Here is a 22771-nt window from a genome sequence, read left to right on the forward strand (position 1 = left end):
GCTAGGCGGGCGGAGACGCGCCCGTCGCGCGGCGCCCGCGCTCGGCGACGGCGTGCTCGTCGGTGCGCGAGTCGTAGGACCAGAAGTCGCGCAGTGCGACCGCGGTCAGCAGGACCCCGCCGACGCACGCCACGCCACCGCTCACGATCGCCCCGCGCACCGACCAGGCGTCGGCCACGAAGCCCGCGCGCGTCTCGCCGACCATCGGACCGACCGAGTAGGACAGCATCTCGATGCCGGCGAGGCGCCCGCGCATGGTGTCGGGGATCGTCTGGTTCCACACCGTCGAGCGGAAGACCGCCGAGACCATGTCGGCCGCCCCGGCGAGCGCCAGGAACAGGCACGCCAGCCCGAACGACGGCATCAGCCCGGCGAGCGCGATGCAGCCGCCGTAGAGGCTGGCGGCGATGACGATCGCCCGGCCGTGGTGGTGCACCCGCCCGATCCACCCGCTGAGCGCGGTGGCGACCAGGGCACCGACGGTCTCGGCCGAGTAGAGCAGCCCCAGCAGCTCGGGCCGGTCGAACACCTCGTGCGCCAGGGCGGGGAACAGCACCACCGGGATGGCCAGCATCATCGCGGCGATGTCGACGACGTAGGTGCCGAGGAGGTCGCGACGCCGCAGCGCGTAGGTGAGACCCTCGTGCACGCCGCGCAGGCTCGGCGGCGTGGTCTCGCCGTCGTGCGGGTAGGGCCGCATGGCCGCGAACAGCACCGTGGCGACCGCGTAGCCCGCCATGCCCGCCACGAAGCACCACCCGACGCCGACGTAGGCCATCAGCAGGCCGCCGATGAGCGGTCCGAGCAGGACGCCGAGCTGCATCGCGAAGCTGCTGAGCGCGTTGGCGGCGGCGATCTGGTCGTGCCGCACGGTGCGCGGCTCGAGCGCCTCCCGCGACGGACGCTGCATCGAGCTCGCGGCCGCGTAGAGCGCGGCGACGACGAAGATCAGCCAGACCCTGGGGTGCGCGGAGAACGCGTTCCACGCGAACACGCCCATCAGCACGACCTGGACGACCCCGGTCACCACGAGCAGCCGGCGCCGGTCGACGTGGTCGGCCAGCGCGCCGCCGTAGAGCCCGAACACGATCAGCGGCCCGAGCTCGACCAGGCCCACGAGCCCGACGAGGAGGTTGGACCCGGTGAGGTCGTAGATCGCGAACGGCACGGCGACGTAGGCGACCATGCTGCCGAGGTAGAACACGCTGCCGGCGGTGAACAGCAGCCGGAAGTCGCGCGACTCGCGCAGCGGGGTCACATCCATCCGCAGGGAGCGGAGTCGGTCGGTCCAGGTCACGAGCGACCAGTCTCCCCGATCGCGGCGCGCCGGCGCACCCGACATTGCGCACGACGTGCCCGGCCTCGTGTCCGGCCTCGTGCCCGCGCGGGTCCGTCAGGAGACGGCGCGGACCTCGACCACCTCGTGGCGCGGCACGGCGCTCTCGCGGCGGGCCGAGCAGGTGAGCCGGTGGGTCGTCTCCCCCGGCACCCGGCGCACGACGACCTCGACCGGCTCGTGCCCGCGCACCTCGAACCGGGCGGTGGTCAGGTCGCCGTCCACGCGGACGGCGCCCGGGCGCACGTCGTCGAGGCCGACGAGGCCGTGCTCGTGGCGCAGCGCCACGTCGGCCGCCTGGACCGCCATCGGCAGGTCGGACCGGCCGCGGAGGTGCTCGAGCAACACCTCGCCCGCCGCCGTGGCAGCGGCGACGCGCTGCGCGGACCCGGCATCGAGGTCGCCGTAGTAGAGCCCGCGCGGCAGCACGACGAGGTTGCCGGCGAACCGGTCACCCCCGACGTGGGACACCTCCCACACGGCGTCGGCGTGCGGGCCGTCGGCGAGCGCCCGCGCGACCGGTCGGCCGCGCTCGGCGCAGCACGCGTCGTGGCGTCCGTGGGTGCAGACCGCGAGCACCGGGGCCGGCTCGGGTGGGAGGCCGAGGCTCTGCCCACGGCCGAGGGCGGCCAGGTCGAGGTCGCGCACGTCCTGCACGCGGTCGAGGTCGACCGCCTCGGCCCAGGAGCCCGGGCCGGCGACGCGTGCGGCGACGACGCGGGTCGGACCGCCGGGGGCGCTGCGGCCGGGACGGCGGACCAGGAGCACGCGTACGCGGTGGCGCCGGGACTGCTCCTGCAGGTGGGCGCCGACGCCGTCGGGGAGCCGAGCGTCGCGCAGCGCGTCCGCGCCCCACGGCCCGGGGTGCTCGACCAGCAGGAAGCTGCGCACGGTGGAGGCGGTGCCGGCAAGCTGGTCGCCGCGCTCGCGGCTGGCCGGGGCGCACCGGAAGGCGGTCACCGCACGACCTCGAGCAGCCCTTCCCGGACCAGCCGGCGGCACAGCACCAGCGCGCTCTCGGCGTCGAGCGGGGCGAGGTCGCCCGGCGTCAGCTCCGCGTGGGCGGCGACGTGCTCCAGGGCCGGACGGACCCGCGCCGGCACCCGGACGACGCGGTCGCCGATCAGCACCCGGACCGTGCCACCGTCGTCGACCAGCACGCAGGGATGTCCGCGCCGGCGGCGCAGGCGGGTGTCGGCGTCGATCGTGGCCAGCGACGCGCGGTCGAGCAGGGCACCCGCCAGGCGCGGCGGGCGGTGGCTGACGAACCGCTCTGCCTGTCCGGCGGCGAGCGCCGCGGGGTCGAGCCGGCGGACGGCGTCGGCGAGGGTCGTGAGGTGGCCCGACAGTCCCGCGGCCAGGCGGGCCGGGTCGCTGAGGTAGCCGGCGGGCAGGTGGTCGTCGGGCACGTCGGCGAGCAGCCCCTCGACCTCACGGGCGAGGAGGGCCCGCCAGGTCAGCTGGTTGATGCCGATGGTCAGGTGGAGCGAGACGGACTCCTGCGCACGCGCGGCGTGGGGGGTGCCGGTTGGGAGGTAGGCCACCACCCCCGGCTCGAGCAGCAGGTCGCCGGGCCCGCCCTCGCCGTGCACCTCCCACCTCTTCGTGCCGTGGGTCTGCACCACGAACACGTCGTGGGAGTCGGAGTGGACCGCGAAGCCCTGCGCCCCGGGCGGGGTGAGGTAGGCGTTGGCCTGGCAGGGGTGGCCGAGCTCGAGCTCGAGCTCGGCGACGAGGTCGCCGACGGGCGAGCAGTAGCGCTGGAGGCCCTGCAGCACGATCGTCGCGCCCTCGTCGTGCAGGCGCATCAACTTCTCCGGGTCGACCAGCCCGGTCAGCGGCCTGCCGGCGAGGCTGCCGCCGCGGGTGAAGGACGACTCCGGCAGCACCGACCCGTTGCGGGCGACCCGCACGGCCGGCGTGCGGATCGCGGTCTGGGTCAGGAGATGGTCGACGTCGGCGAGCGAGAGCACCTCGGCGCCGTAGGCCGGATCGGTGCGGTGGACGTGGACGGACGACGCCCAGACCTTGTCGAGGAAGGTCTGGGCGTCGCCCGTGAGGCGGTCGAGAGCGCTCAGAGCGCGGTCCCGTCGGTGCCGTCGGCGTCGGTCGAGTCGCCGTCGGTGGCATCGGTCGAGTCACCGTCGGTGCCGTCGGCGTCCGCGCCGTCGGCGTCGGTCGAGTCGCCGTCGGTGCCGTCGGCGTCGGTGCCGTCGGCATCCGTCCCGGGACCGGCCGCGACGCCGGTGGGGTCGACGCCCTCGGTGCTCATCTCGTCGTCGCCGAGGGGGTTGTCAGGAGTCGTCATGGGTTCCTCCCAGTCGCACCGTGACGGTCGGTCCGTCCCGGGTCTGTGTCGAGTCTGGCGCTCGGTGTCCCTCCCGTTCCACACCCCGGTGGACGGGGTCTCGTCCTCAGTAGCGCTGGTCCTGCCAGAGCAGGCCCGCCGCGGCGTACTCGGTGGGGTTGCAGTAGCCGCCGTAGGTGCGGTAGCGCTCGGGCGAGATGAGCTCCTTGGCGCAGTCGGCGGCGTGCTCGAGCGGCGCCCAGTCGGGTGCCATCGGGACGGTCGGCACCGCGGGGTCGGGGTTGACGTCGGGGACGAACACCTCGGCGGAGCGGGCCACGAGCTCGTCCCAGCCCTCCCGGGTCCCGCCCCAGTTGTAGAACTGCTTCATGTGCGCGCACTCGTGGATCGCGATCCCGAGCTTGCTGATCTCCGGCTCGGCCGTGAGCGTCGCGAGAGTGGCGGCGTCCATGGTGATGCCGTGCTGCCAGCTGAAGACGCCGGTGCGGTCCCCGGTGATACCGGTGGTGTCGATCGTGATGTTGGCGTTGGGGCACAGCGAGGCGATGGGCGCGTAGAAGCGCGCCTGGTCACCGGTGTACATCGCCTGGTTCTCGAACCTGACGCTCACCGGCTTGGAGGCCACGCTGCGGCGCGCGCGCCGCGGGCCCTTGGTGATCTTCTTGGTCTTGAGGCGGTAGTCGACCTGCTGCGCGGGGACACCGGCGGGCACCACGTGGGCCGGGATCCGGGCGGTGACGAGCTGGCGGCCGATCTTGCCGCGGGCCCCGCTGACCTTGCGCCACTTGCCTCCGTCGACCCGCGCCTGCACGAAGACCTTCTTGGGCTTGATGGGCTTGACGCCCCGGTAGGTCTTCCACGCCGCCTGGACCTGGACGCCGGTGCCGGAGCCGCGGATGGCGGTGCTGAAGCCGAAGCCGTCGATGCGGTTGTACTTCTTGCCCCAGAAGGCGAAGAGCGGCCTGCGCGCGGCGCGGGCGGAGGACGTGCGTGCCGAGCCGGGTGCCTCCACCACGAGCGGCGCCGGCGGGGGCAGTGGCTGCACGTCGCGGGTCGTCAGCGCCACGTCGGGAGGAGTGCGGCGCTCGGCGTCGGGGGCGGCCGCGACGGGACCGGCGACGAACGCCGTGGACAGGACCACCCCCGCCGCTGCCAGTGCGGTGGTGAGACGTCGACCTGCTCGCATGTGTTTCGCTCCGTGTCGGGTGGGGTGTCGGGTGGGATGCCGGGGTCCCCCCTGCCTACCCGGCGGAGCCGGAGGGCAAACGCCCGGCACGCGGTCGGGTCACAGCAACCCCCGGCGCCGGGCGACGGCCGCGGCCTCGGTGCGCGAGGCGGCGTCGAGCTTGGCAAGGATGTGGGAGACGTGGACCGAGACGGTCTTGGTGCTGATGAAGAGCTGCTTGCCGATCTCGCCGTTGGACCTGCCCTCCGCGACGAGGGCGAGGACCTCCGCCTCCCGCGGCGTCAGGCTCGCCGCGTGCTCGGAGGTGGCCGGGGTGGCGGTGGAGCCCTGCGCGGTGAGCTCGTCGAGCATCGGCTGGGCGCCGATCGCCCGGGCCACCTCGCGCGCCAGGTCGGCGACCTGCCGGGCGCCGTCGGCGTCGCCGGCCGCGCGCAGCACCCCGGCCAGCCGGACCCGGGTCTGGGCGAGCTCGGGGACGCTGCCGTAGGCCACGGCGGCCTCCTCGGCCGTGCGCCAGGCCGACACGAGCTCGTCGGCCGATGGCGGGCCGACCTGGGCCAGCCAGCGCCACCGCAGGTGCTCGGCGGTGCGGCGCGCGACCCACATCCGGTATTCGGGGCCCTGGCTGTCGTCGTAGGGGGCGTAGAAGTCGATCACCCGGCCGCCGTCGGCCGCCAGCCGCTCGACGTCGCGCGCGGCGCACTCGCGCTCGTCGGCCGACTGGCGATGGGCGGCGGCCGCGAACGCGGTGAGCGCCAGCGTCGCGAGCCGCAGCCGGGCCTGGAACCACTCGTGCCACAGCGGCACGACCGCGGTGACGACGTCGTCGTAGACCGACAGTGCGAGCGCCCCGTCGCCGGCGGCGGCGGCGCGCAGGATCTCGGCCGCGGCCGACGAGATCGCGGTCAGCCCGTCGGTGGTCCAGTGCTCGCGCAGCCGCTCCAACGCCTGGGCCTTGGATCTGCCACGCAGGCCGATGACGATGAACATCTGGTGCGCGAAGTAGGCCCACTCCGAGACCATGGGCGGGCTCTGCCCGCTCACGTCGAGGAGCTCCCACGCCTCGTCGAGCAGGCCCTGGTGGGTGAGCACGACGGCGAGCAGCAGCCGCGCCTCGGCGGGGTAGGGCGACCAGGTCAGACCGCCGACCTCGCTGCGGGCGATCACCTCGCGATAGACCTCGACCGCCGCGGCGAGGTCGCCGCCGTCGTGGTGCGCGCGCCCGAGCAGGTAGAGCGCCCGCAGCTCCGGCTCGATCAGGCCGGCACGACGCGCCCGGTCGGCCGCCGCCCGCCACCCGACGACCGCACTGGACCCACCCTCGGGGTCGAGGCCGGCGACGGTGGCGTGGAGCTCGACGGCCAGGCTGGCGAGGTCGTGGCGCTCGGCGAGCTCGAGGGCCGGCAGCGCGACCGCCCGCGCCTGGTCGTCGTGCCAGCCGACCAGGGTCTGGGCGTGCACCAGCAGGGCCCGGGCCAGCAGCTTGGGCGGCCCCGTGCGCAGCAGCTCGACGGCCTCGGCGGCGGTCTCGCTGGGCGACTCGGGGCTGTCGGTGAGCAGCAGCGCGGAGGCCAGCGCCGTCAGCAGCTGGCCGCGGTCGACGTCGGCGCCCTCGGCGGGCAGGGCGGCCAGCCGGGCGCGCAGCACCTTGACGGCTTTGGCGACCCGGCCCGAGGCGATCAGCGCCTCGGCGCAGCGGCGGGCGAGGGCGAAGTCGTCGATCCCGGGCACCGGCTCGCGGGAGGTGTCGACGAGCTCGAGCGCGTCGAGGAAGTGGGTGGCCGCCTCGGCCGGACCGCCGACGGCCAGCGCCTCCTCGCCCGCCTCGATCGAGGCGCGGACGGCGACGGGAACGTCGTGGGCCCGGCGGGCGTGCTGCGCGAGCTCGGCCGCCGTGCCGACCGCGCGGCCCTCGCCGAGGGCGGCGACGAAGTCGGCGTGCAGCCGCATGCGCTCGCCCGGCAGCAGGTCGTCGTAGACGGCCTCGCCGAGCAGCGCGTGGCGGAAGGCGTAGGTGTCGCCGCGGGAGGCGATCAGCACGTGGGCGTCGACCGCGGCGCGCAGCGCGGCCTCGAGCGCGGCGGCGTCGAGGTCGGAGACGGCGGCGAGCAGGCCGTGGCTGACCTGGCGGCCGGCGACCGACACGATGCGCACGACCTGGCGCGTCGTCTCGTCGAGGCGGTCGAGGTGGACGAGCAGCACGTCGGCGAGCTCGCCGGGCACCTGCCCGGACCACGCGGCGTCGACGAGCTCCTCGATGAAGAACGGGTTGCCCTCGGCGCGGTCGACGATGGAGGTGTACTCCGCCTCGGACAGCGTCGAGGGGTGCAGCGCGCGGACGAGGAGGCGTACGGCGTCGGCGGCGAGCGGCTCGAGCTGGAGGCGGTCGACGCCACGCAGGCGCATCCACTCCGCCACCTGGCGACGCAGCGGGTGGCGGCGGTGCAGGTCGTCGGCACGGTAGGACACGACCAGGGCGACGCCCGGGACGGGGCGGGAGAAGAGATAGCTGAGCATGTCGCGCGTGGACTCGTCGGCCCAGTGGGCGTCCTCGACGATCACCAAGACCGGGGCGTGCTCGGCGGCGGCGGCGAGGAGGTGGCCGAACGCGTCGTAGACGTTGCCGCGGTCGAGGGCCTGGTCGCCCGAGGCGCTCTCGCCGCTGCGGATGCGCCGGCCGGGCTGGAGGCGGGCGAGGGTGGGGTGGGCCTCGAGGACGCGGCCGGTGACATCGGGGTGGTCGGCGACGAGCCCGCCGAGGATCTCGGAGAAGGGGAGGTAGGGCAGGGAGCTGTCGGCGAGGTCGAGGCAGTGTCCGGCGACGACCTGCCAGTCGGCGTCGAGGGCGGCGTCGCGCAGCGCCATCAGCAGTCGGGTCTTGCCCACACCCGCGTCGCCGGCGACGAGCATCGACCGGACCGTCTGGCCGGTCCCGGACGTGCGGATGCCGAGCTGGGCGGTCAGCTGCTCCAGCTCGGCATCGCGTCCGATCAGATCGGTGGTCCGCAGGGCCGGCACGGACGCCATTGTGTCGTGCCCGTCCGACACTCGCGGGTCGATCGCGGTGCGGGTCACTTCCCGGTGTCGTCGGCGCGGACGCGGGTCCAGCGGCGCCGGCCGTAGTCCTTGCGGATCCTGTCGTGTCGGTAGTTGATCTCGGCGCTCAGGAAGCTGTCGGTGGCGAACATGTCCTTCTCCTCGTCTCCCGATCCCGTCTGGATCGATGTGTCGAGGTTGCGCCCGTGAGGTAGCACCCGGCATCGGGTGCGTGCCCTATCCGCGGCCGGCCGGCTACCTCAGATGCCCCGCCCGGCGCGTACGACGCCCGCCTGAGGTAGCCGGTGGGCCACCGGCCTACCGCGGGACGACCACCGGGCGGCCGGCCTGCCAGACCCCGGCGACGAGCGGGACGCCGGGGCGGTAGGCCAGGTGGACGTGGGAGGGCGCGTCGAGCAGGACCAGGTCGGCGGCCCTGCCGGGGGCGAGCACGCCGACGTCGGCGCGGTCGAGGGCGGCGGCTCCCATGGCGGTGGCGGCGTGGAGCGCCTCAGCGGGGGTCATCCGCATCTCCCGGACGGCGAGCGCGACGCAGAGCGCCATCGAGGAGGTGAAGCACGACCCGGGGTTGCAGTCGCTGGCCAGTGCCACGCGGACGCCGGCGTCGAGCAATCGCCGGGCGTCGGGGTAGGGCTGCCGGGTGGAGAACTCCACGCCGGGCAGCAGCGTCGCGATGGTGCCCGACCCCGCGAGCGCGGAGACGTCGGCGTCGGTCAGGAACGTGCAGTGGTCGACGGCGGCCAGGCCCAGCTCGCAGGCCAGCCGCACCCCGCCGCCGTAGGTCAGCTGGTTGGCGTGGAGCCGACCGCGCAGGCCGCTGTCGGACCCCGCCGCCAGGATGGCGCGTGCCTGGTCGACGTCGAAGGCGCCGTCCTCGCAGAACACGTCGATCCACCGGGCGTGCGGTGCCGCCGCCGCGAGCATGGGGCCGGTGACGAGGTCGACGTAGTCCTCGGGGGTGGTGCCGTCGGGGACGACGTGGGCACCGAGGAACGTGGTCTCGTCGGTGAGCTGGCGGGCCACCGCGAGACTGCGCGCCTCGTCGTGCACCGACAACCCGTAGCCGCTCTTGATCTCGACGGTGGTGGTGCCCTGGGCCCGCATCTCGGCGACGAGCCGGGCGACATGCGAGGTGAGCTGGTCGTCGGTGGCGGCACGCGTCCTGGCGACGGTGGCGCGGATGCCGCCCGCCGTGTAGGGCTCGCCGGTCATCCGCGCCTCGAACTCGGCGGAGCGGTCGCCGGCGAAGACGAGGTGGCTGTGGGAGTCGACGAAGCCGGGGATGACCGCGCGGCCGCCGGCGTCGACGCGCACGTCGGCGGCGGGCGCCTCGGCGGCGGGTCCGACCCAGGCCACCCGGCTGCCCTCGATCACGACGGCGGCGTCGCGGACGAGGCCGAGCAGGCCGCCCTGCGCGGCGCGGGCCGGGTCGTTGGTGACGAGCTCGCCGATCCCGGTGATCACGCTCGCGAGCGGTCCGGGCGTCATCGGTCCTCCCCCCAGATGCGCGCGACGGCGGCCTCGAGCTCGAGGCCGATGTCGTAGCGCTCGCCCTCCTCGACGATCCACCGGCCGTCGGCCATGACGCGCTGCACGTCCTCGGCGCACGCGGCGAACACGACCGCGCCCTCGTCGCGGCCGGCGCCCGCGGTGCGCGGGCTGGCCGGGTCGACGACGACGAGGTCGGCGCGCTGCCCGACCGCGATCGCGCCGGCGTCGGGCCAGCCGAGCGACGCGTGGCCGGTGACGGTGGCGGCGTCGAGCAGCTCGTCGGCGCTCCAGTGACCGCGCCGCTGGGTGGCGAGCCGCTCGTCGAGCTCGACGGCGCGCATCTCCTCGAAGAGGTCGATCACCGCGTGGCTGTCCGAGCCGAGGGTCAGCCGGGCGCCCGCGTCGTGCAGGCGCCGCGACGGGCCGATGCCGTCGCCGAGGTCGCGCTCGGTGGTCGGGCAGAAGGCGGCGTACGCCCCCGCGCGACCGATCAGCGCGACGTCGTCGTCGGTGAGGTGGGTGGCGTGGACGACGCTCGTGGTGGGCCGCAGCAGCCCGTGCTCGTCGAGCAGGCGTGCGGGGGTGAGCCCGTAGGCCTCCAGGCAGGCCTGGTTCTCGGCGACCTGCTCGGACAGGTGGACGTGGAACGGCCGCCCGCCGACCCAGTCGGCGACCGTGCCGAGCGCGTGGTCGGGCACGGCGCGCACCGAGTGGACGGCGGCGCCGACCCGGGCGTGGGGGTCGACGTCGAGCGCGTCGACCCGCTCGGCCCACGCCTGGGCCGAGTCGTCGCTGTAGCGCAGCTGGGCGCCCTGTGGTGCGGCACCGAAGCCGGCCGACAGGTAGAGGGTGTCGAGCAGGGTGATGCGCACGCCCGCCTGTCGCGCCGCCTCGACCAGCGCCCGGCCCATCTCGTTGGGGTCGGCGTAGCGGGCGCCGTCGGGTCGGTGGTGCACGTAGTGGAACTCCCCGACGCAGGTGATGCCCGCCGCGGCCATCTCGCGGAACGTCGCGCGGGCGAGGGCGAGGTAGGTGTCGGGGTCGAGCCGCGCGGCCACGGCGTACATCTGGTCGCGCCAGGTCCAGAACGTGCCGCGCTCGCGCTGCGTGCGCCCCCGCAGGGCCCGGTGGAACGCGTGGCTGTGGGTGTTGGCGAGGCCGGGCACCACGAGGCCCCGCACGGGGACGGCGCGGCGGGGGTCGGCGTCCGGGGTCACGGAGGTGAAGCGGCCGTCCTCGACCTCGACGAGCACGTCGTCGAGGAAGCGGTCGCCCACCCAGGCGCGCTCGAGGAGGTAGGCCGTCACGCGGGGGCCCCGGTGAGCTCGGCCAGCACGTCGGCGAGCGCCTCGACCCCGGCCAGGCAGTCGGCGGTCTCGGCGCGCTCGTCGGGCGAGTGCGAGACCCCGGTGGGGTTGCGGACGAAGACCATGGCCGTGGGGATGCCCGCGTCGGACAGGATCCCCGCGTCGTGGCCGGCCTGGGTCGAGATGACGGGCCAGTCGCCGAGGTCGGTGAGGCGCGCGGCGAGGTCGGGGTCGAAGGCGACGGCGCCGGAGACCGACTCGGCGGTGACGTCCAGCGACGTGCCGTCGCGGTCGGCCCGGTCGTGCGCCTGCCGCCCGATGGCGTCCACCAGCTCGGCGAGCGCGTCGTCCGACGAGGCGCGGGCGTCGAGCCAGGCGGTCACCAGCGAGGGGATCGCGTTGGTGCCGTTGGGCTCGACCGCGAGGCGACCGAAGGTGGCCCGCTGCCCGGCGAGGCGGGCCTGCTTGTTGGCGGCCAGCGCCGTCATCGCGTAGGTCAGCATCGGGTCGTGGCGGTCCTCCATCCGCGTGGTGCCGGCGTGGTTGGCCTGCCCGGCGAAGTCGAAGCGCCACCGCCCGTGCGGCCAGATCTCGCTGGCCAGCCCGACCGCGACGTCGCGGTGGACGAGGTCACGGCCCTGCTCGACGTGGAGCTCGACGAAGGTGCCCACGCGGTCCAGCGACAGCAGCCCCTGCGACGGGTCCAGCCCGGCGTCGGCGACGGCGTCGGCGAGCAGCACCCCGTCGCGGTCGCGCAGCTCGCGCGCCTCGTCCCAGGTCGTCGCCCCGGTGACCAGGCGGGAGCCGAGACAGGCGCGGCCGAAGCGCGAGCCCTCCTCCTCGACGAACACGCCGAGGCCGAGCGGCCGCTCCGGCGCGAAGCCGCGCTCGCGGAGCACGTCGACGGCCGCCAGCGCCGAGACCACGCCCAGCGGGCCGTCGTACGCCCCGCCGTCGAGGACCGAGTCGAGGTGGGAGCCGGTCAGCACGCCGCTCGCGGTCGAGGCACTGGCCGGCTCCCACCAGGCGACCTGGTTGCCCACGCCGTCGGTCTCGACGGCGAGGCCGCGCGCGGCGCACGCCTCGGCGAACCAGGCCCGCAGCTCCGACTCGGCGGAGGTCCAGGGCTGACGGAAGTAGCCGCCCGACGACGCGCTGCGCCCGACCGGTGCGAGGTCGCGCCACATCTGCTCGAAGTCCGACGGTGCTGCCATGCGAGCAGTCCACCGGGATCGCCGGACGCGGTCAACGCACGACGTCGGCGATTCGTCTCGGATCCCAGACGCAGCGGCGGGCGGGGCGCTCCACCGCCGCGGGTGAGAGCCTGCCCCCATGGAGTTCCGCGACGTCGTCCGCCGCCGCCGCATGGTGCGCCGCTACGCCGAGCGCCCCGTCGACCCGGCGGCCGTCGAGCGGATGCTCGAGCACGCCCAGCGCGCACCCAACGCCGGGTTCACCCAGGGCTGGGCGTTCCTGGTGCTCGACACCCCCGAGGACGTGGCCCTGTTCTGGGCGGCGACGGGGGCCGACCCGGACGACCACAACCGCTGGCTCGACGGGATGCGCACCGCGCCGGTGGTCATCGTGCCGCTGACCAGCAAGTCCGCCTACCTCGACCGCTACGCCCAGCCCGACAAGGGGTGGACCGATCGTGACGAGGAGCGCTGGCCCGTCCCCTACTGGTGGGTCGACGCGGGCATGGCGTCTCTGCTGGTGCTGCAGACGGCGGTCGACGAGGGTCTCGGCGCGTGCTTCTTCGGCATCCCCGGCGAGCACCTGGCGTCGTTCCGCGACGCGTTCGGCATCCCCGACGACCACGCACCGGTCGGCGCGATCACCGTCGGCCACCGGGCGGACGACGACGCGGGAGCGCCCGGGTCGTCGGCGCGTCGCGAGCGGCTGGGCGATCTGGTCCACCGCGGGCGATGGGGCACTACGGTCACCCCATGACCGACCGCGTCGTCGCCGCCCTGCAGGCGCTCGTCCGCATCCCGACCGTCTCCGACCGCGACCCCGCGCGCGTCGACGCCGACGCCTTCGACCGGCTGCTCGCCGAGCTGGCCACCCGGTTCCCGCTGCTGCACGAGCGGCTGTCCCTCACCCGCGTGGCCTCCCACGGCCTGCTGTTCCACTGGGCCGGGGCGAGCGCGGAGCGCCCGGTCGTGCTGATGGCCCACCTCGACGTCGTGCCGGTCGATGCGGGGGCCCCGTGGCAGCACGACCCGTTCGGCGGCGAGATCCACGACTCCCCCGCGGGACCGGCGATCTGGGGGCGCGGCACGCTCGACGACAAGGGCTGCGTCGCGGCGGTCTGCGAGGCCGTCGAGCAGCTGCTCGAGGCCGACCACGTGCCGGCCCAGGACGTGTGGCTGTCGTTCGGCTGCGACGAGGAGGTCAGCGGCACCGCGGCCGCCGACGCCGTCGAGGTGCTGCGGACGCGCGGCGTGACGCCGTGGCTCGTCCTCGACGAGGGCGGGGCGATCGCGGGCGGCGCCTTCCCCGGCGTGAAGGCGCCCCTGGGCGTCATCGGCGTGACCGAGAAGGGCACCACCTCGCTCGAGCTGGTGGCCGAGGGGCGTGGCGGCCACGCCTCGACCCCGGCGCGCAACGGCCCGACCGCCCGCATCGCCCGGGCGATCCTGCGGCTCGAGAAGTCCCCGTTCCCGGCGTCCGCGCCCGCCCCGACGCTGGAGCTGGCGCGCCGCCTGGCACCCCACGTCCCGCTGCCGCTGCGTCCCCTGCTGGGCCGCGCCGACCGGCTCGCGCCGGTGATCACCCGGGCGCTCGTCGCCGCCGGTCCGGAGGCCGCGGCGATGACCCGCACGACCGTCGCCACCACGACCCTGAGCGGCTCCCCCGCCCTCAACGTCATCGCCTCGACGGCCCGCGCCGGGCTCAACATCCGGGTCATGGTCGGCGACACCGTCGCGGGCGTCGTGGAGCACGTGCGCCGCGTGATCGACGACGACGCGATCCGCATCGACGTGGTCGAGACCGGCGAGCCGTCGCCGGTGTCCCCGATGGACGAGGCCTTCGAGCTCATCGAGGACTGCATCGGCGAGGTGTTCCCCGACGCGGTCGCGACGCCCTACGTGATGATGGCGGCCACCGACTCGCGACACTTCACCGCGATCAGCGACCGCGTCTACCGCTTCGCCCCGTTCCGGATGTCCAAGGCGCAGCGCGCGGCCATCCACTCCTACGACGAGCACCTCGGCGTCGCCGACCTCGTCGACGGCGTCCGCTGGTACCGGCTGCTGGTCGAGAGGCTTCCGGCATGAGCACCGAGATCCCGCCCGGCCCGATCCAGGCCCCGGCCGCGCACTCGGCGGTCAAGGGTCTGGTCAGCGTCGTCGGTTTCCTGGTGCTGGTCGAGGTCGCCAGCGGCATCCTGCAGGGCTACTACACGCCCATCTACCCGCAGATCGCCGACCACCTCTCCATCAACGAGGGGGACATCAACTGGTTCGAGGCGGCGCAGCTCATCGTCAGCGCCCTCTGCATCCCGCTCCTCGCGCGGCTCGGCGACCTCGTCGGCCACAAGAGGGTGCTCCTCGTCTCGACCGCCGCGACCGCGATCGGGTCGTGGTGGCTGGCGTTCGCCCCGGGCTTCGGCAGCTTCCTGCTCGGCTGGGCCGTCCAGGGTGCGTACGTCGTCTGGCTGCCGCTGGAGATCGCCATCATCCACCGGCGCACGCGCGACTCCGGGCGCCAGGAGCTGCTGACCCGCCGCGGCGCCGCCGTCCTGGTCGGCTCGCTCGAGCTGGCCGTGATCGTGGGCGCGCTGAGCAGCGGCCTGCTCGTCGAGACCCTCGACATGAACGTCCTGCTCGCCCTGCCCGCCGTCGTGGTCACCGCGGTCTTCTTCGTGATCCTCGTCGGCATCGAGCAGGTGCCGGGCGACGACATCGGCGGCGGCCTCGACTGGACCGGCCTGAGCCTGGTCACCGTCTCGCTCGGCGTCCTGATGGGCGGCCTGGTGTGGCTGCGCCTCGACGGCGCCGGGTCGCTCCTCGGCTGGTCGACGATCGTGCTGTCGCTGGTGCTCTTCGCCGCCTTCTGGCGCTTCGAGCAGCGACACCCCGAGCCGATCGTCGACGTGCGCCTGTTGTCGAGCCCCGCCCAGTGGCCGGTGCAGCTGACGGCGTTCCTCTTCGGCATCCCGGTGCTCGGCGGCCAGATCCCGCTGTCGACCTACGCCCAGGCCGACCCCGTCGAGCGTGGCTACGGGCTCGGCGCCGAGCCGGCGTTCGTCTCCACCCTCATCGGCCTCTACGTCGTCACGCTCGCGATCGGGGCCTTCACGCTGCCCCTGACCACCCGGCTGCTCGGCGGCGTGCGCCGCGCGCTCGTGGTCGCCTGCCTGCTCGTCGGCGTCGGCTACCTGCTGTGGCTGCCCTTCCACGACGAGACGTGGCAGGCGCTCCTCAACATGGGCGTCGCCGGTCTCGGCTCGGGTGCGCTGGTCGCGGCGCTGCCGGCCGCCGCGGCCGCCGCCGCGCCGCCCGAGCGCACCGGGATCGCCACCGGCATGACCAACGGCACCAAGACGGTCGGCGGCGCCATCGCCTCGGCGATCTTCGCGATCGCGCTGACCGCGACCGGCTCGCTCGACGCGACCTCCGAGCAGGTGGCGCCGTTCAGCGGCTACCTCACGGTGTGGGCGGTGTGCGCCGGTGCGGCGTTCGTGGCGGCGCTCGCCCTGCTGGCCGCCCCGAGACACGCCTTCGGCGACGCCCCCGCGCCGCCGATCACCCGCTGAGGGCGCTGCCGAGCCGGGCGACGCCGGGGCCGGTCAGGTCGGCCAGCGCCTGCTCCCGCCCGGAGACGGCCAGGAGCAGCGACACCAGCGGCCCACGGACCTCCGGGCCCTCGCCGTGCGACCAGTCGTCGTCGCTCGCGACGAGCCGGAGACCGGCCGCCCGCTGCTTGCCGCCGCCGAGCCCCACCGACGTCCTCAGCTGGTGGGCCAGCGCCCGGACCACCGACTCCTCGGGGTAGGCGCGGGTGAGGCCGAGCGGGCGCCGCACGTCCTCACCGTGCGCGACCTCCTCGACGAGGCGGCTGTCGAGCGGGGCCGGCGGCGTCGACGTGCGTCCGACGACCTCGCGCAGCCGCTGGAGCGTCTCGGCGGGGGTCGCCCCCTTCACACGGGCGACGCCCTGGTCGTTCTGCCGGTCGAAGTCGAAGCGCGCCCGCACCATCGCGACCACGATCCCGACGCGGGTGGTCCGGGCGTTGTCGACGAGGTGGGCGGCGACGTCGTGCACCGTCCACCCGCCGCACAGCGACGGCGCCTCCCACTGCTCGTCGGTCAGCCCGGACAGGTCGTCGACCAGTGCCGCGCGCTCGGCGCGCACCAGGTCCCACACATCGCTCATCCGCTCAGCCTGTCAGGAGGCGGGGACACCGGGCCCACCCGAGGCCCGAGGGAGCGTCAGCGGGGCGTCATCGGGGTGTCAGCGGGGAGGGAGCGTCCCGCGGGCGGCGGCGGCCTCGATGCTGTCCTCGGACGGCATCAGCAGCCACAGCAGGGGATAGATGAGGATCTGGCTGCCCGGGATCGCGAAGAGCGTCACGACGAACAGCAGGCGGGTGATCCACGGCGTGAGGCCGAGGCGTCGGCCGACGCCGGCGCAGACGCCGGCGATGATCGCGCGGTCGGTCGAGCGGACCAGCCCCTGGCGGGCGAATGACGTACGGATCTTCTCCATGCCTCCAGCATGCGTCATCGGCGCCCGCCCGACCATCGGGAACGACCCCGGTCCGACCCCGACCGGGCGCACCCGCTCGCGCTGCCCGACCAGGCCCGACCAGGCCCGACCTGGCCCGACCGGGCCCGACCGGGAGGACGGCGGGTCAGTGGACGCGGCCGGACTCCTCGCTCACCTCGCGCAGGCGCCGGGCGAGGTCGTCGGTGAGCATGCCGGGCTCGAGGCGCCACGACCAGGTGGCCACGGATCCGGGGGTGTTCATCCGGGCCTCGCCGCCCAGCGACAGCACGTCCTGGGCCTGCACCATGGCGAGCGCGCAGGGGGCGTGGTGGGCGAGGCGGATCATCGCCCACGCGGGGTCCGGGTCGTCGATGCCGGCCGCGGCCCAGGCACGCTCGACCTTGTGCCGCCGGCGTTCGGGCAGGGTGTCCCACCAGCCCACCACGGTGTCGTTGTCGTGGGTGCCGGTGTAGACGACCTGGTCGGGGCGCAGGTTGTGGGGCTCGTGGGTGCCGTCGTCGCTGTCGGGGTCGAAGCCGAACTGCAGGACCGCCATCCCCGGGAAGCCCAGCGCATCGCGGAGCGCCTCGACGGGGGCGTCGATGACCCCGAGGTCCTCGGCGACGACGGGCAGCGGCCCGAGCTCGGCGGACGCGGCGTCGAAGACCGCCCGTCCCGGGCCCGGCTGCCAGCTGCCGTGCTCCGCCGTCTCGTGGTCCGCCGGCACGGCCCAGAAGGCCGCGAAGGCCCGGAAGTGGTCGACCCGGACGAGGTCGTGGAGCGCGAGGCTCCGGCGCAGCCGCTCCACCCACCACCGGTAGCCGTCGGCCGCCATCGCCGTCCAGTCGTAGAGCGGGTTGCCCCACAGCTGGCCGGTGTCGGTGAACGCGTCGGGCGGTACGCCGGCGACGGCGTCGTGGCGGAACAGCTCGGGCCACGTCGCCACGTCCGCGCTGCCGGCGGCGACGTAGATCGGGACGTCGCCCAGCACCCGGACCCCGTGGTCGGCGGCGAACGAGCGCAGCGCCCGCCACTCGCGGTCGAAGCGCACCTGGTCGGCGAGGTCGCCGCCGTATGCCGTCCACGACCCCGCCCAGTAGGCGTTCTCCTCGGCGAACTCCTGCACCTCGTCGTCGCCGACCGGCGCGTCCGGGTGCTCGAGCAGCCCGGGCCAGGTGGCGAACGCGGACGGGGAGGCGTACGGAGACCCGTGCGCGTCGGGGACGGTGAGGGGCAGGACCTGCCACACCGACTGGCCGGCGGCGGCCAGCCACCGCACGAAGTCGCGGGCCGGCTCGCCGAGCCGACCGCCGGGCAGCGAGGTCACGTGGAGCTGCACTCCTGCGGCACGGTCGGGCAGTACCGGGATCGCCATGGGCGACAGCCTGCCACGCAGCCGACCCGGGACGAGGAGGCCCCCGGGCCGGTGTCAGCGCTGGCCGACCAGGCCGTGCTCGTGCGCGAACACCACGATCTGCACCCGGTCGCGCAGCGCCAGCTTGCGCAGCACCGAGCCGACGTGGGTCTTGACCGTCGACTCCGAGGCGAAGATCTCCGCGGCGATCTCGGTGTTGGACAAGCCACGTGCCACGGCCGCGAAGACCTCGCGCTCCTTCCCGGTCAGGGCCAGGTAGGCCGCCGGCGCCGGCGCCCGGGCGACGAACTGACCCTGCAGGAGCAGGGACAGGTCGGCGGGTGCGAGCACCGCGTTGCCGGCGTGGACCGTGCGGATCGCGTCGCGCAGCATCAGCGGGGTCGTGTCCTTGAGCAGGAAGCCGCTGGCGCCGTAGCGGATCGCCGTCGCCGCGCGGTCGTCGAGGTTGAAGGTCGTCAGCACCACCACCCGCAGCGGGCGCTCGCGCCGCGACACCCGGTCGGGCGCGCACAGCTGGCGGGTCGCCTCGACGCCGTCCATCTCCGGCATCCGGATGTCCATCAGCACCACGTCGGGCTGGAGCTCGTCGCAGACCGCGACGGCCTCGAAGCCGTCGCCGGCGACGCCGACGACCTCCATGCCGTCCTGGGCGTCGATGATCGTGCGCACGCCCTCGCGGAAGAGCTCCTGGTCGTCGACCAGCACGACCCGGATCACGTCGTGACCCGCACGGGCAGCCACGCCGTCGCGGTGAACGTCTGCCCGCCCGCCTCGTCGCGTCGGCGTACGTCGAGCCGGCCGCCGACCGCCTCCAGCCGGCGCCGCATGCCGTCGACGCCCTGGCCGGCCGCCTGACCCGGGACCGCGACGGGCGGGGCGTCCGGGGCCGCGGTGCGGATCGGCTGGGTGGCGTCGGAGGCGGCGGGGTCCACGACGTTGCGGACCTCGAGACGCAGCTCGCCCTCCCAGTGCCGCTCCACCGTCACCGGGCTGTCGCGGCGGCCGTGCCTGATCGCGTTGGTCAGCATCTCCTGCAGGACGCGGTAGGCGACGGTCTCGAGCTCGGGCGGCAGCGGCTGCGGTCGGCCGACGACGCTCGAGACGACCGCGTGCCCGCTGGAACGGACGTTGTCGACCAGGCTGTCGAGGCTCGCGCTGCCCGTCGGCGCGGTGGCACCCTGGGTGGTGGTCAGCACCTGCCTGACGTCCTGCAGCGACGTGCGCGCCGACGTGGCGATGGTCGCCATCGTCTGCTTCAGCCGCTCGGTGTCGGCGTCCTCGAGGTACTGCGCCGACTCGGCCTGGGCGAGGATCACCGCGAGCGAGTGGCCCACCACGTCGTGCACGTCGCGGGCCAGGCGGGCCTGCTCCTCGCGCAGCCGGGCGATCTCGCGGGCCTGCTCGGACTCGCGGTGCGCCCGGGCCGCGTCCTCCTCGGCGGCGACCTGCGAGAGCTCCGACGTCCTGGCCCGGGACATGAACCGCAGCGCCAGCCCGGCGAGCCACGGGGCACCGAGCACCAACATCCCGGTCACCGCCGCGCCGATCTGCCAGGTGTCGCCGTAGGAGTAGGCCTCCGAGACGATCGTCCCGAGGCCGACCTGGTCGACCAGTCCCGAGAGCTGGGGTGCCGCGATCAGCACGAAGACGATCAGCCCTGCAGCGGGGATCGAGAGAGCGCTGAGCCAGACCGTCGGGAGCGACCCCCAGCGCGCGGTGCCGAAGGCCACGACCGCGATGGCGAGCTGGGCGAGCATCACATCGGTGCCGGTGAGCAGCTGGAGACCGCAGAGCCCCCAGACCAGCAGCAACGCGATCGCCGGCGCGCGCCGGCACAGGCCCGCGGCGACGGCCATGCCGACGGCGATCAGGAGCAGCCTCCGGGGCGGTGAGAACTGGGGCGGGGAGAGGAGGTGCTCGGCGGTCGTCGCCTCGACCAGGCCGAGGACCAGCACGGCCGCGCCGATCGCGATGTCCGGCGCCCAGTCCCGCAGCCGATCGGCGACGGGCGGGCTCGGCGGGCCGCTCATGGCACCACTGCGCCGGGCACGGTCCGCCGCGACGTCGGCGGCACCGGGGTGAGCGCGGCGATGGCGGGTCCTCCTGGCAGGTGACTGGGCGGCTGACTGGGCGCGTGACGGCGCAATCGAACCATGCCGGGGACGGTCACGACACGGCTCGCCCCGGGAGCACGTCGCGGACGAGGCGGTCGAGCAGGTCGGCGTACGACATCCCGGCTGCGGCGAACATCCGCGGCACCTGCGACTGCTCGGTGAAGCCGGGCATGGTGTTGACCTCGTTGAGCACCGGGCCGTCGCCGGTCACGAAGCAGTCGACCCTCGCCACTCCGGCGCAGCCGAGGGCGTCGTAGACCGCGAGGGCGGCCTCCTCGAGGGCGCAACGCTCGGCGTCCGACAGCGCGGCGGGGACGCGGAAGTCGGCACCGCCGGCGTACTTCGCCTCGTAGTCGAACCAACCGTCGACCACGACCTCCAAGGCCGGCGACACCACGCGGGTGCCGTCGGGCCCGCCGAGGACGGCGACGTCGACCTCCCGGCCCGCGACGACGTCCTCGACGAGCACGCGGTCGTCGAGGGCGAGCGCCGCAGCGAGCGCGTCGGCCAGCCGGGACGGGTCGCCGACCAGGCTCACGCCGTGGCTCGAGCCGGCCGCGACGGGCTTGACGACGACCGGGTGGGTCCACGCGTACGACGTGGCGGTGGCCGCGGTGAGCAGCACGCCGGGGGCGGTCGCGATGCCGAGCGCCCCGGCGACGAGCTTGGTCGCCCACTTGTCCATCGCCAGCGCCCCGGCCCCGACGCCGGAGCCGACGTAGGCGACCCCGGCGAGCTCGCAGAGCGCGGCGAGCGAGCCGTCCTCGCCGCGCGGGCCGTGCACCACGGGCAGCACGGCGGCGCAGGACTGCAGCACTGTCACGGCCTCGCCGAGGCCGAGGGCCCGATCGCCGCTGGCCCAGCGCCCGTCGCGTGCGATGGTCAGCCGGACGACGTCGTAGGCCGTCGGGTCGAGGGCGGCGGCGACCGCGGCGGCGGAGGCGAGGGAGACCTCGTGCTCGCAGCTCTGGCCGCCGCCGACGACGGCGACCCGGGTGCGGGCGCCCTGCGAGGTGGCGGGGGTGGTCACGGGATGCTCCTGAGTCGGGGTGAGGAGGAGTGCGCGGCAGGGCCGGCGGGGCGGACGCTGCGGCGCACGCGGGGACCGATCCCGGTGACGATCTCGTGCGGGAGGGTGTCGGCCCAGCGGGCCCAGTCGCCGACGGTCGGCTCGCCGGCGGCGCCGGGGCCCAGCACGGTGGCGGTGTCGCCGGGCTCGGCGTGGTCGTCGCCGAGGTCGACGACGACCTGGTCCATCGAGATCCGCCCGACGACGGGTCGCCGACGCCCGCGCAGCAGCACCTCCGCCCGACCGGAGGCTGCGCGCGGCAGCCCGTCGGCGTAGCCGAGCGGCAGCAGCGCCAGGTGGGTCGCCGCGGGCGCGATCCAGCTGTGCCCGTAGCCGACGCCCGCGCCGGCGCGGACGCGACGGACGCCGACCACCGGCGCGGTGAGGGTCAGCCCCGAGCGCAGGAGGGTGGTGCCGGTGGGGTCGATGCCGACGAGGCCGGCGCCGACGCGGACCGTCGTGTGGTGGCTGCGGACGTCCAGCAGGGTCGCCGCCGTGGCCGCGAGGTGGCGGCGGGCGGGGCGGAGCCCGGCGCCCCGGGCCGTCTCCACCCCCCACGCGAAGCGCCGCCGGCCCAGCGCGTTGCACGCGTCGGCCGGGTCGTCGGCGCAGCCGAGGTGTCCCATCACCCCGACCACGCGGACGAGTCCCGCCCGCTCCGCCCGGCGGGCCGCACGGCACAGGTCGGGCCACGCCGACGGCTCCGCACCGTCGCGGGCCATGCCGGTGTCGAGGTGCAGGTGGATGCGGGCCGAGCGCTGGTGCGGCCCGGACCGCTGGGCGAGGACGACGGCGTCGAGGTGCTCGCGCGAGGGCACGGCGAGCTCGACCTCACCGGCCAGCGCGTCGGCGTACGCGGCGTCGACCGGGTTGAGCCAGCTGAGGACGGGCGCGGTCAGGCCGGCCGTACGCAGGGCGAGCGCCTCCTCGATGCTGGTGACACCGAGCGAGGTCGCCCCGTGCGCCAGCGCCGTGCGGGCCACATCGGCCCCGCCGTGTCCGAAGCCGTCGGCCTTCACCACCGCCATCACCTCGGCCGCGGTGCGCGAGGCGATCAGGCGGGTGTTGGCGGCGACGGCCGACAGGTCGACGTCCAGGGTGGGCGCTGCGCCGGGGACCGCGGTGGGCGCCACGGCCAGCGCGCTCACGCGGCTGCCCCGTCGCCGACGCGGGCCGGGCCGTAGGTCGCGGCACCCGCGCCGGTGACGAGCGCCCAGTAGCGGTCGCCGAAGCTCCAGTGCCACCACTCGGTGGGGTAGTTGACCAGTCCGGCGCCGCCGAGCACGCGCGCCAGCAGGTCGCGGTGCGCGCGGGCGTCGGCCCCGATGCCGGCCGCGGCGAAGTAGCAGGCGCCGTCGGACTGCTCCGGCGTCGCGTCGATGGGCGTGCCGAGGTCGAGGTCGTCGCCGCAGGCGTCGACCAGTGTCAGGTCCACCGCCGCGCCGGCCACGTGCGGCGCGACGTCCACCGGCGCGACGAAGCGGCTGGTGAGCCGCCGCACCTCGTCGGGGCCGGCCTCCGGATGGGCGGCGCGGACCTCCGTGGCGTAGGCGGCGACGATCGAGCGCTGGTCGGCCACCGACCGGTGTCCCTCGACGACCCGGATCGCGATGCCGGGCGGCAGGTCGCGCCGGGCGTGGGCCAGCCGGTCGGCCAAGCCGCGCCTGACCCGCGCCCGGGCCGGCCCGAACGACGCGTCGAGGCGGACCAGGGGCTCACCGGACTCACGCACGGGCACGGCGGCGACACGGGGGTCGGACAGGAGGATCACCATGACGACCACGTTCGCGGTCACGCCGGTCCCCCCGCCTCCA

20 protein-coding genes are annotated in these 22771 nt (G+C 75.2%); 3 read left to right on the forward strand and 17 right to left on the reverse strand.

Translation table 11 applies throughout. The annotated features are described in order from the left end of the window. Position 1: 1 nt before the first annotated feature. The 9 genes from JX575_RS17860 to JX575_RS17900 all read right to left on the reverse strand — a co-directional run bounded on the left by JX575_RS17860 (position 2) and on the right by JX575_RS17900 (position 11899). Positions 2-1297 (reverse strand): MFS transporter, encoded by a 1296-nt coding sequence (locus tag JX575_RS17860; RefSeq protein ID WP_241005238.1) that lies wholly within the window; start codon positions 1295-1297, stop codon positions 2-4. Positions 1298-1393: 96 nt separating this feature from the next. Next, complete coding sequence (locus tag JX575_RS17865) at positions 1394-2296, reverse strand: sucrase ferredoxin (protein ID WP_186339395.1); 903 nt, start codon at positions 2294-2296, stop codon at positions 1394-1396. Further along, on the reverse strand, positions 2293-3309 hold the full coding sequence (locus JX575_RS17870) for a cupin domain-containing protein (RefSeq protein ID WP_313960508.1): 1017 nt from the start codon (positions 3307-3309) through the stop codon (positions 2293-2295). The genes JX575_RS17865 and JX575_RS17870 overlap by 4 nt, the downstream gene beginning before the upstream one ends. Before the next feature lie 101 nt (positions 3310-3410). Then, the gene (locus tag JX575_RS17875; protein WP_186339396.1) at positions 3411-3644 is read right to left on the reverse strand and encodes a hypothetical protein; all 234 of its coding nucleotides are present in this window, start codon (positions 3642-3644) and stop codon (positions 3411-3413) included. Positions 3645-3750: 106 nt separating this feature from the next. Then, a complete protein-coding gene (locus tag JX575_RS17880) occupies positions 3751-4830 on the reverse strand; it encodes a hypothetical protein (RefSeq protein ID WP_186339397.1) in 1080 nt (359 codons plus the stop codon). A 99-nt stretch (positions 4831-4929) separates the two neighbouring features. Then, on the reverse strand, positions 4930-7848 hold the full coding sequence (locus JX575_RS17885; protein ID WP_186339398.1) for a helix-turn-helix transcriptional regulator: 2919 nt from the start codon (positions 7846-7848) through the stop codon (positions 4930-4932). A gap of 336 nt (positions 7849-8184) precedes the next feature. Further along, complete coding sequence (gene hutI / locus JX575_RS17890; protein WP_186339399.1) at positions 8185-9375, reverse strand: imidazolonepropionase; 1191 nt, start codon at positions 9373-9375, stop codon at positions 8185-8187. After that, positions 9372-10685, reverse strand: a complete 1314-nt coding sequence (locus JX575_RS17895) for a formimidoylglutamate deiminase (RefSeq protein ID WP_186339400.1) — start codon at positions 10683-10685, stop codon at positions 9372-9374. Before JX575_RS17895 ends, hutI begins: the two co-directional genes overlap by 4 nt. Further along, positions 10682-11899, reverse strand: coding sequence for an allantoate amidohydrolase (locus JX575_RS17900; protein WP_206054443.1), 1218 nt, complete (start codon positions 11897-11899; stop codon positions 10682-10684). Before JX575_RS17900 ends, JX575_RS17895 begins: the two co-directional genes overlap by 4 nt. A 118-nt stretch (positions 11900-12017) precedes the next feature. On the opposite strand from JX575_RS17900, the gene JX575_RS17905 reads away from it, so the two are divergent. The 3 genes from JX575_RS17905 to JX575_RS17915 are packed head-to-tail and all read left to right on the forward strand — an operon-like array spanning position 12018 to position 15447. Next, entirely contained in the window at positions 12018-12635 is a 618-nt protein-coding gene (locus JX575_RS17905) for a nitroreductase family protein (protein WP_186339401.1), read from the forward strand. Then, positions 12632-13966: a M20/M25/M40 family metallo-hydrolase gene (locus tag JX575_RS17910; protein WP_186339402.1), complete on the forward strand. Its 1335-nt coding sequence runs from the start codon at positions 12632-12634 to the stop codon at positions 13964-13966. Before JX575_RS17905 ends, JX575_RS17910 begins: the two co-directional genes overlap by 4 nt. Then, positions 13963-15447 (forward strand): MFS transporter, encoded by a 1485-nt coding sequence (locus JX575_RS17915; RefSeq protein ID WP_186339403.1) that lies wholly within the window; start codon positions 13963-13965, stop codon positions 15445-15447. Before JX575_RS17910 ends, JX575_RS17915 begins: the two co-directional genes overlap by 4 nt. On the opposite strand, the gene JX575_RS17920 is transcribed toward JX575_RS17915, so the two are convergent. From JX575_RS17920 to JX575_RS17955, 8 genes are all read right to left on the reverse strand, one after another. Continuing rightward, on the reverse strand, positions 15437-16066 hold the full coding sequence (locus tag JX575_RS17920) for a maleylpyruvate isomerase family mycothiol-dependent enzyme (protein WP_186339404.1): 630 nt from the start codon (positions 16064-16066) through the stop codon (positions 15437-15439). The genes JX575_RS17915 and JX575_RS17920 overlap by 11 nt on opposite strands. Positions 16067-16144: 78 nt before the next feature. Continuing rightward, positions 16145-16399 (reverse strand): PspC domain-containing protein, encoded by a 255-nt coding sequence (locus tag JX575_RS17925; protein ID WP_186339405.1) that lies wholly within the window; start codon positions 16397-16399, stop codon positions 16145-16147. Positions 16400-16544: 145 nt separating this feature from the next. Continuing rightward, positions 16545-17774 (reverse strand): 4-alpha-glucanotransferase, encoded by a 1230-nt coding sequence (locus JX575_RS17930; RefSeq protein ID WP_206054444.1) that lies wholly within the window; start codon positions 17772-17774, stop codon positions 16545-16547. A gap of 54 nt (positions 17775-17828) precedes the next feature. Further along, positions 17829-18515: a response regulator transcription factor gene (locus JX575_RS17935; protein WP_241005239.1), complete on the reverse strand. Its 687-nt coding sequence runs from the start codon at positions 18513-18515 to the stop codon at positions 17829-17831. After that, positions 18488-19804, reverse strand: a complete 1317-nt coding sequence (locus tag JX575_RS17940; RefSeq protein WP_186339406.1) for a histidine kinase — start codon at positions 19802-19804, stop codon at positions 18488-18490. Before JX575_RS17940 ends, JX575_RS17935 begins: the two co-directional genes overlap by 28 nt. Before the next feature lie 136 nt (positions 19805-19940). Beyond that, entirely contained in the window at positions 19941-20918 is a 978-nt protein-coding gene (locus JX575_RS17945; RefSeq protein WP_186339407.1) for a D-alanine--D-alanine ligase, read from the reverse strand. Next, the gene (gene alr, locus JX575_RS17950) at positions 20915-22105 is read right to left on the reverse strand and encodes an alanine racemase (protein WP_241005241.1); all 1191 of its coding nucleotides are present in this window, start codon (positions 22103-22105) and stop codon (positions 20915-20917) included. Before alr ends, JX575_RS17945 begins: the two co-directional genes overlap by 4 nt. Beyond that, positions 22102-22752, reverse strand: a complete 651-nt coding sequence (locus tag JX575_RS17955; RefSeq protein ID WP_241005242.1) for a M15 family metallopeptidase — start codon at positions 22750-22752, stop codon at positions 22102-22104. Before JX575_RS17955 ends, alr begins: the two co-directional genes overlap by 4 nt. Positions 22753-22771: the final 19 nt, after the last annotated feature.

It is taken from the genome of Nocardioides sp. zg-1228, assembly GCF_017086465.1.
Classification (GTDB): domain Bacteria; phylum Actinomycetota; class Actinomycetes; order Propionibacteriales; family Nocardioidaceae; genus Nocardioides.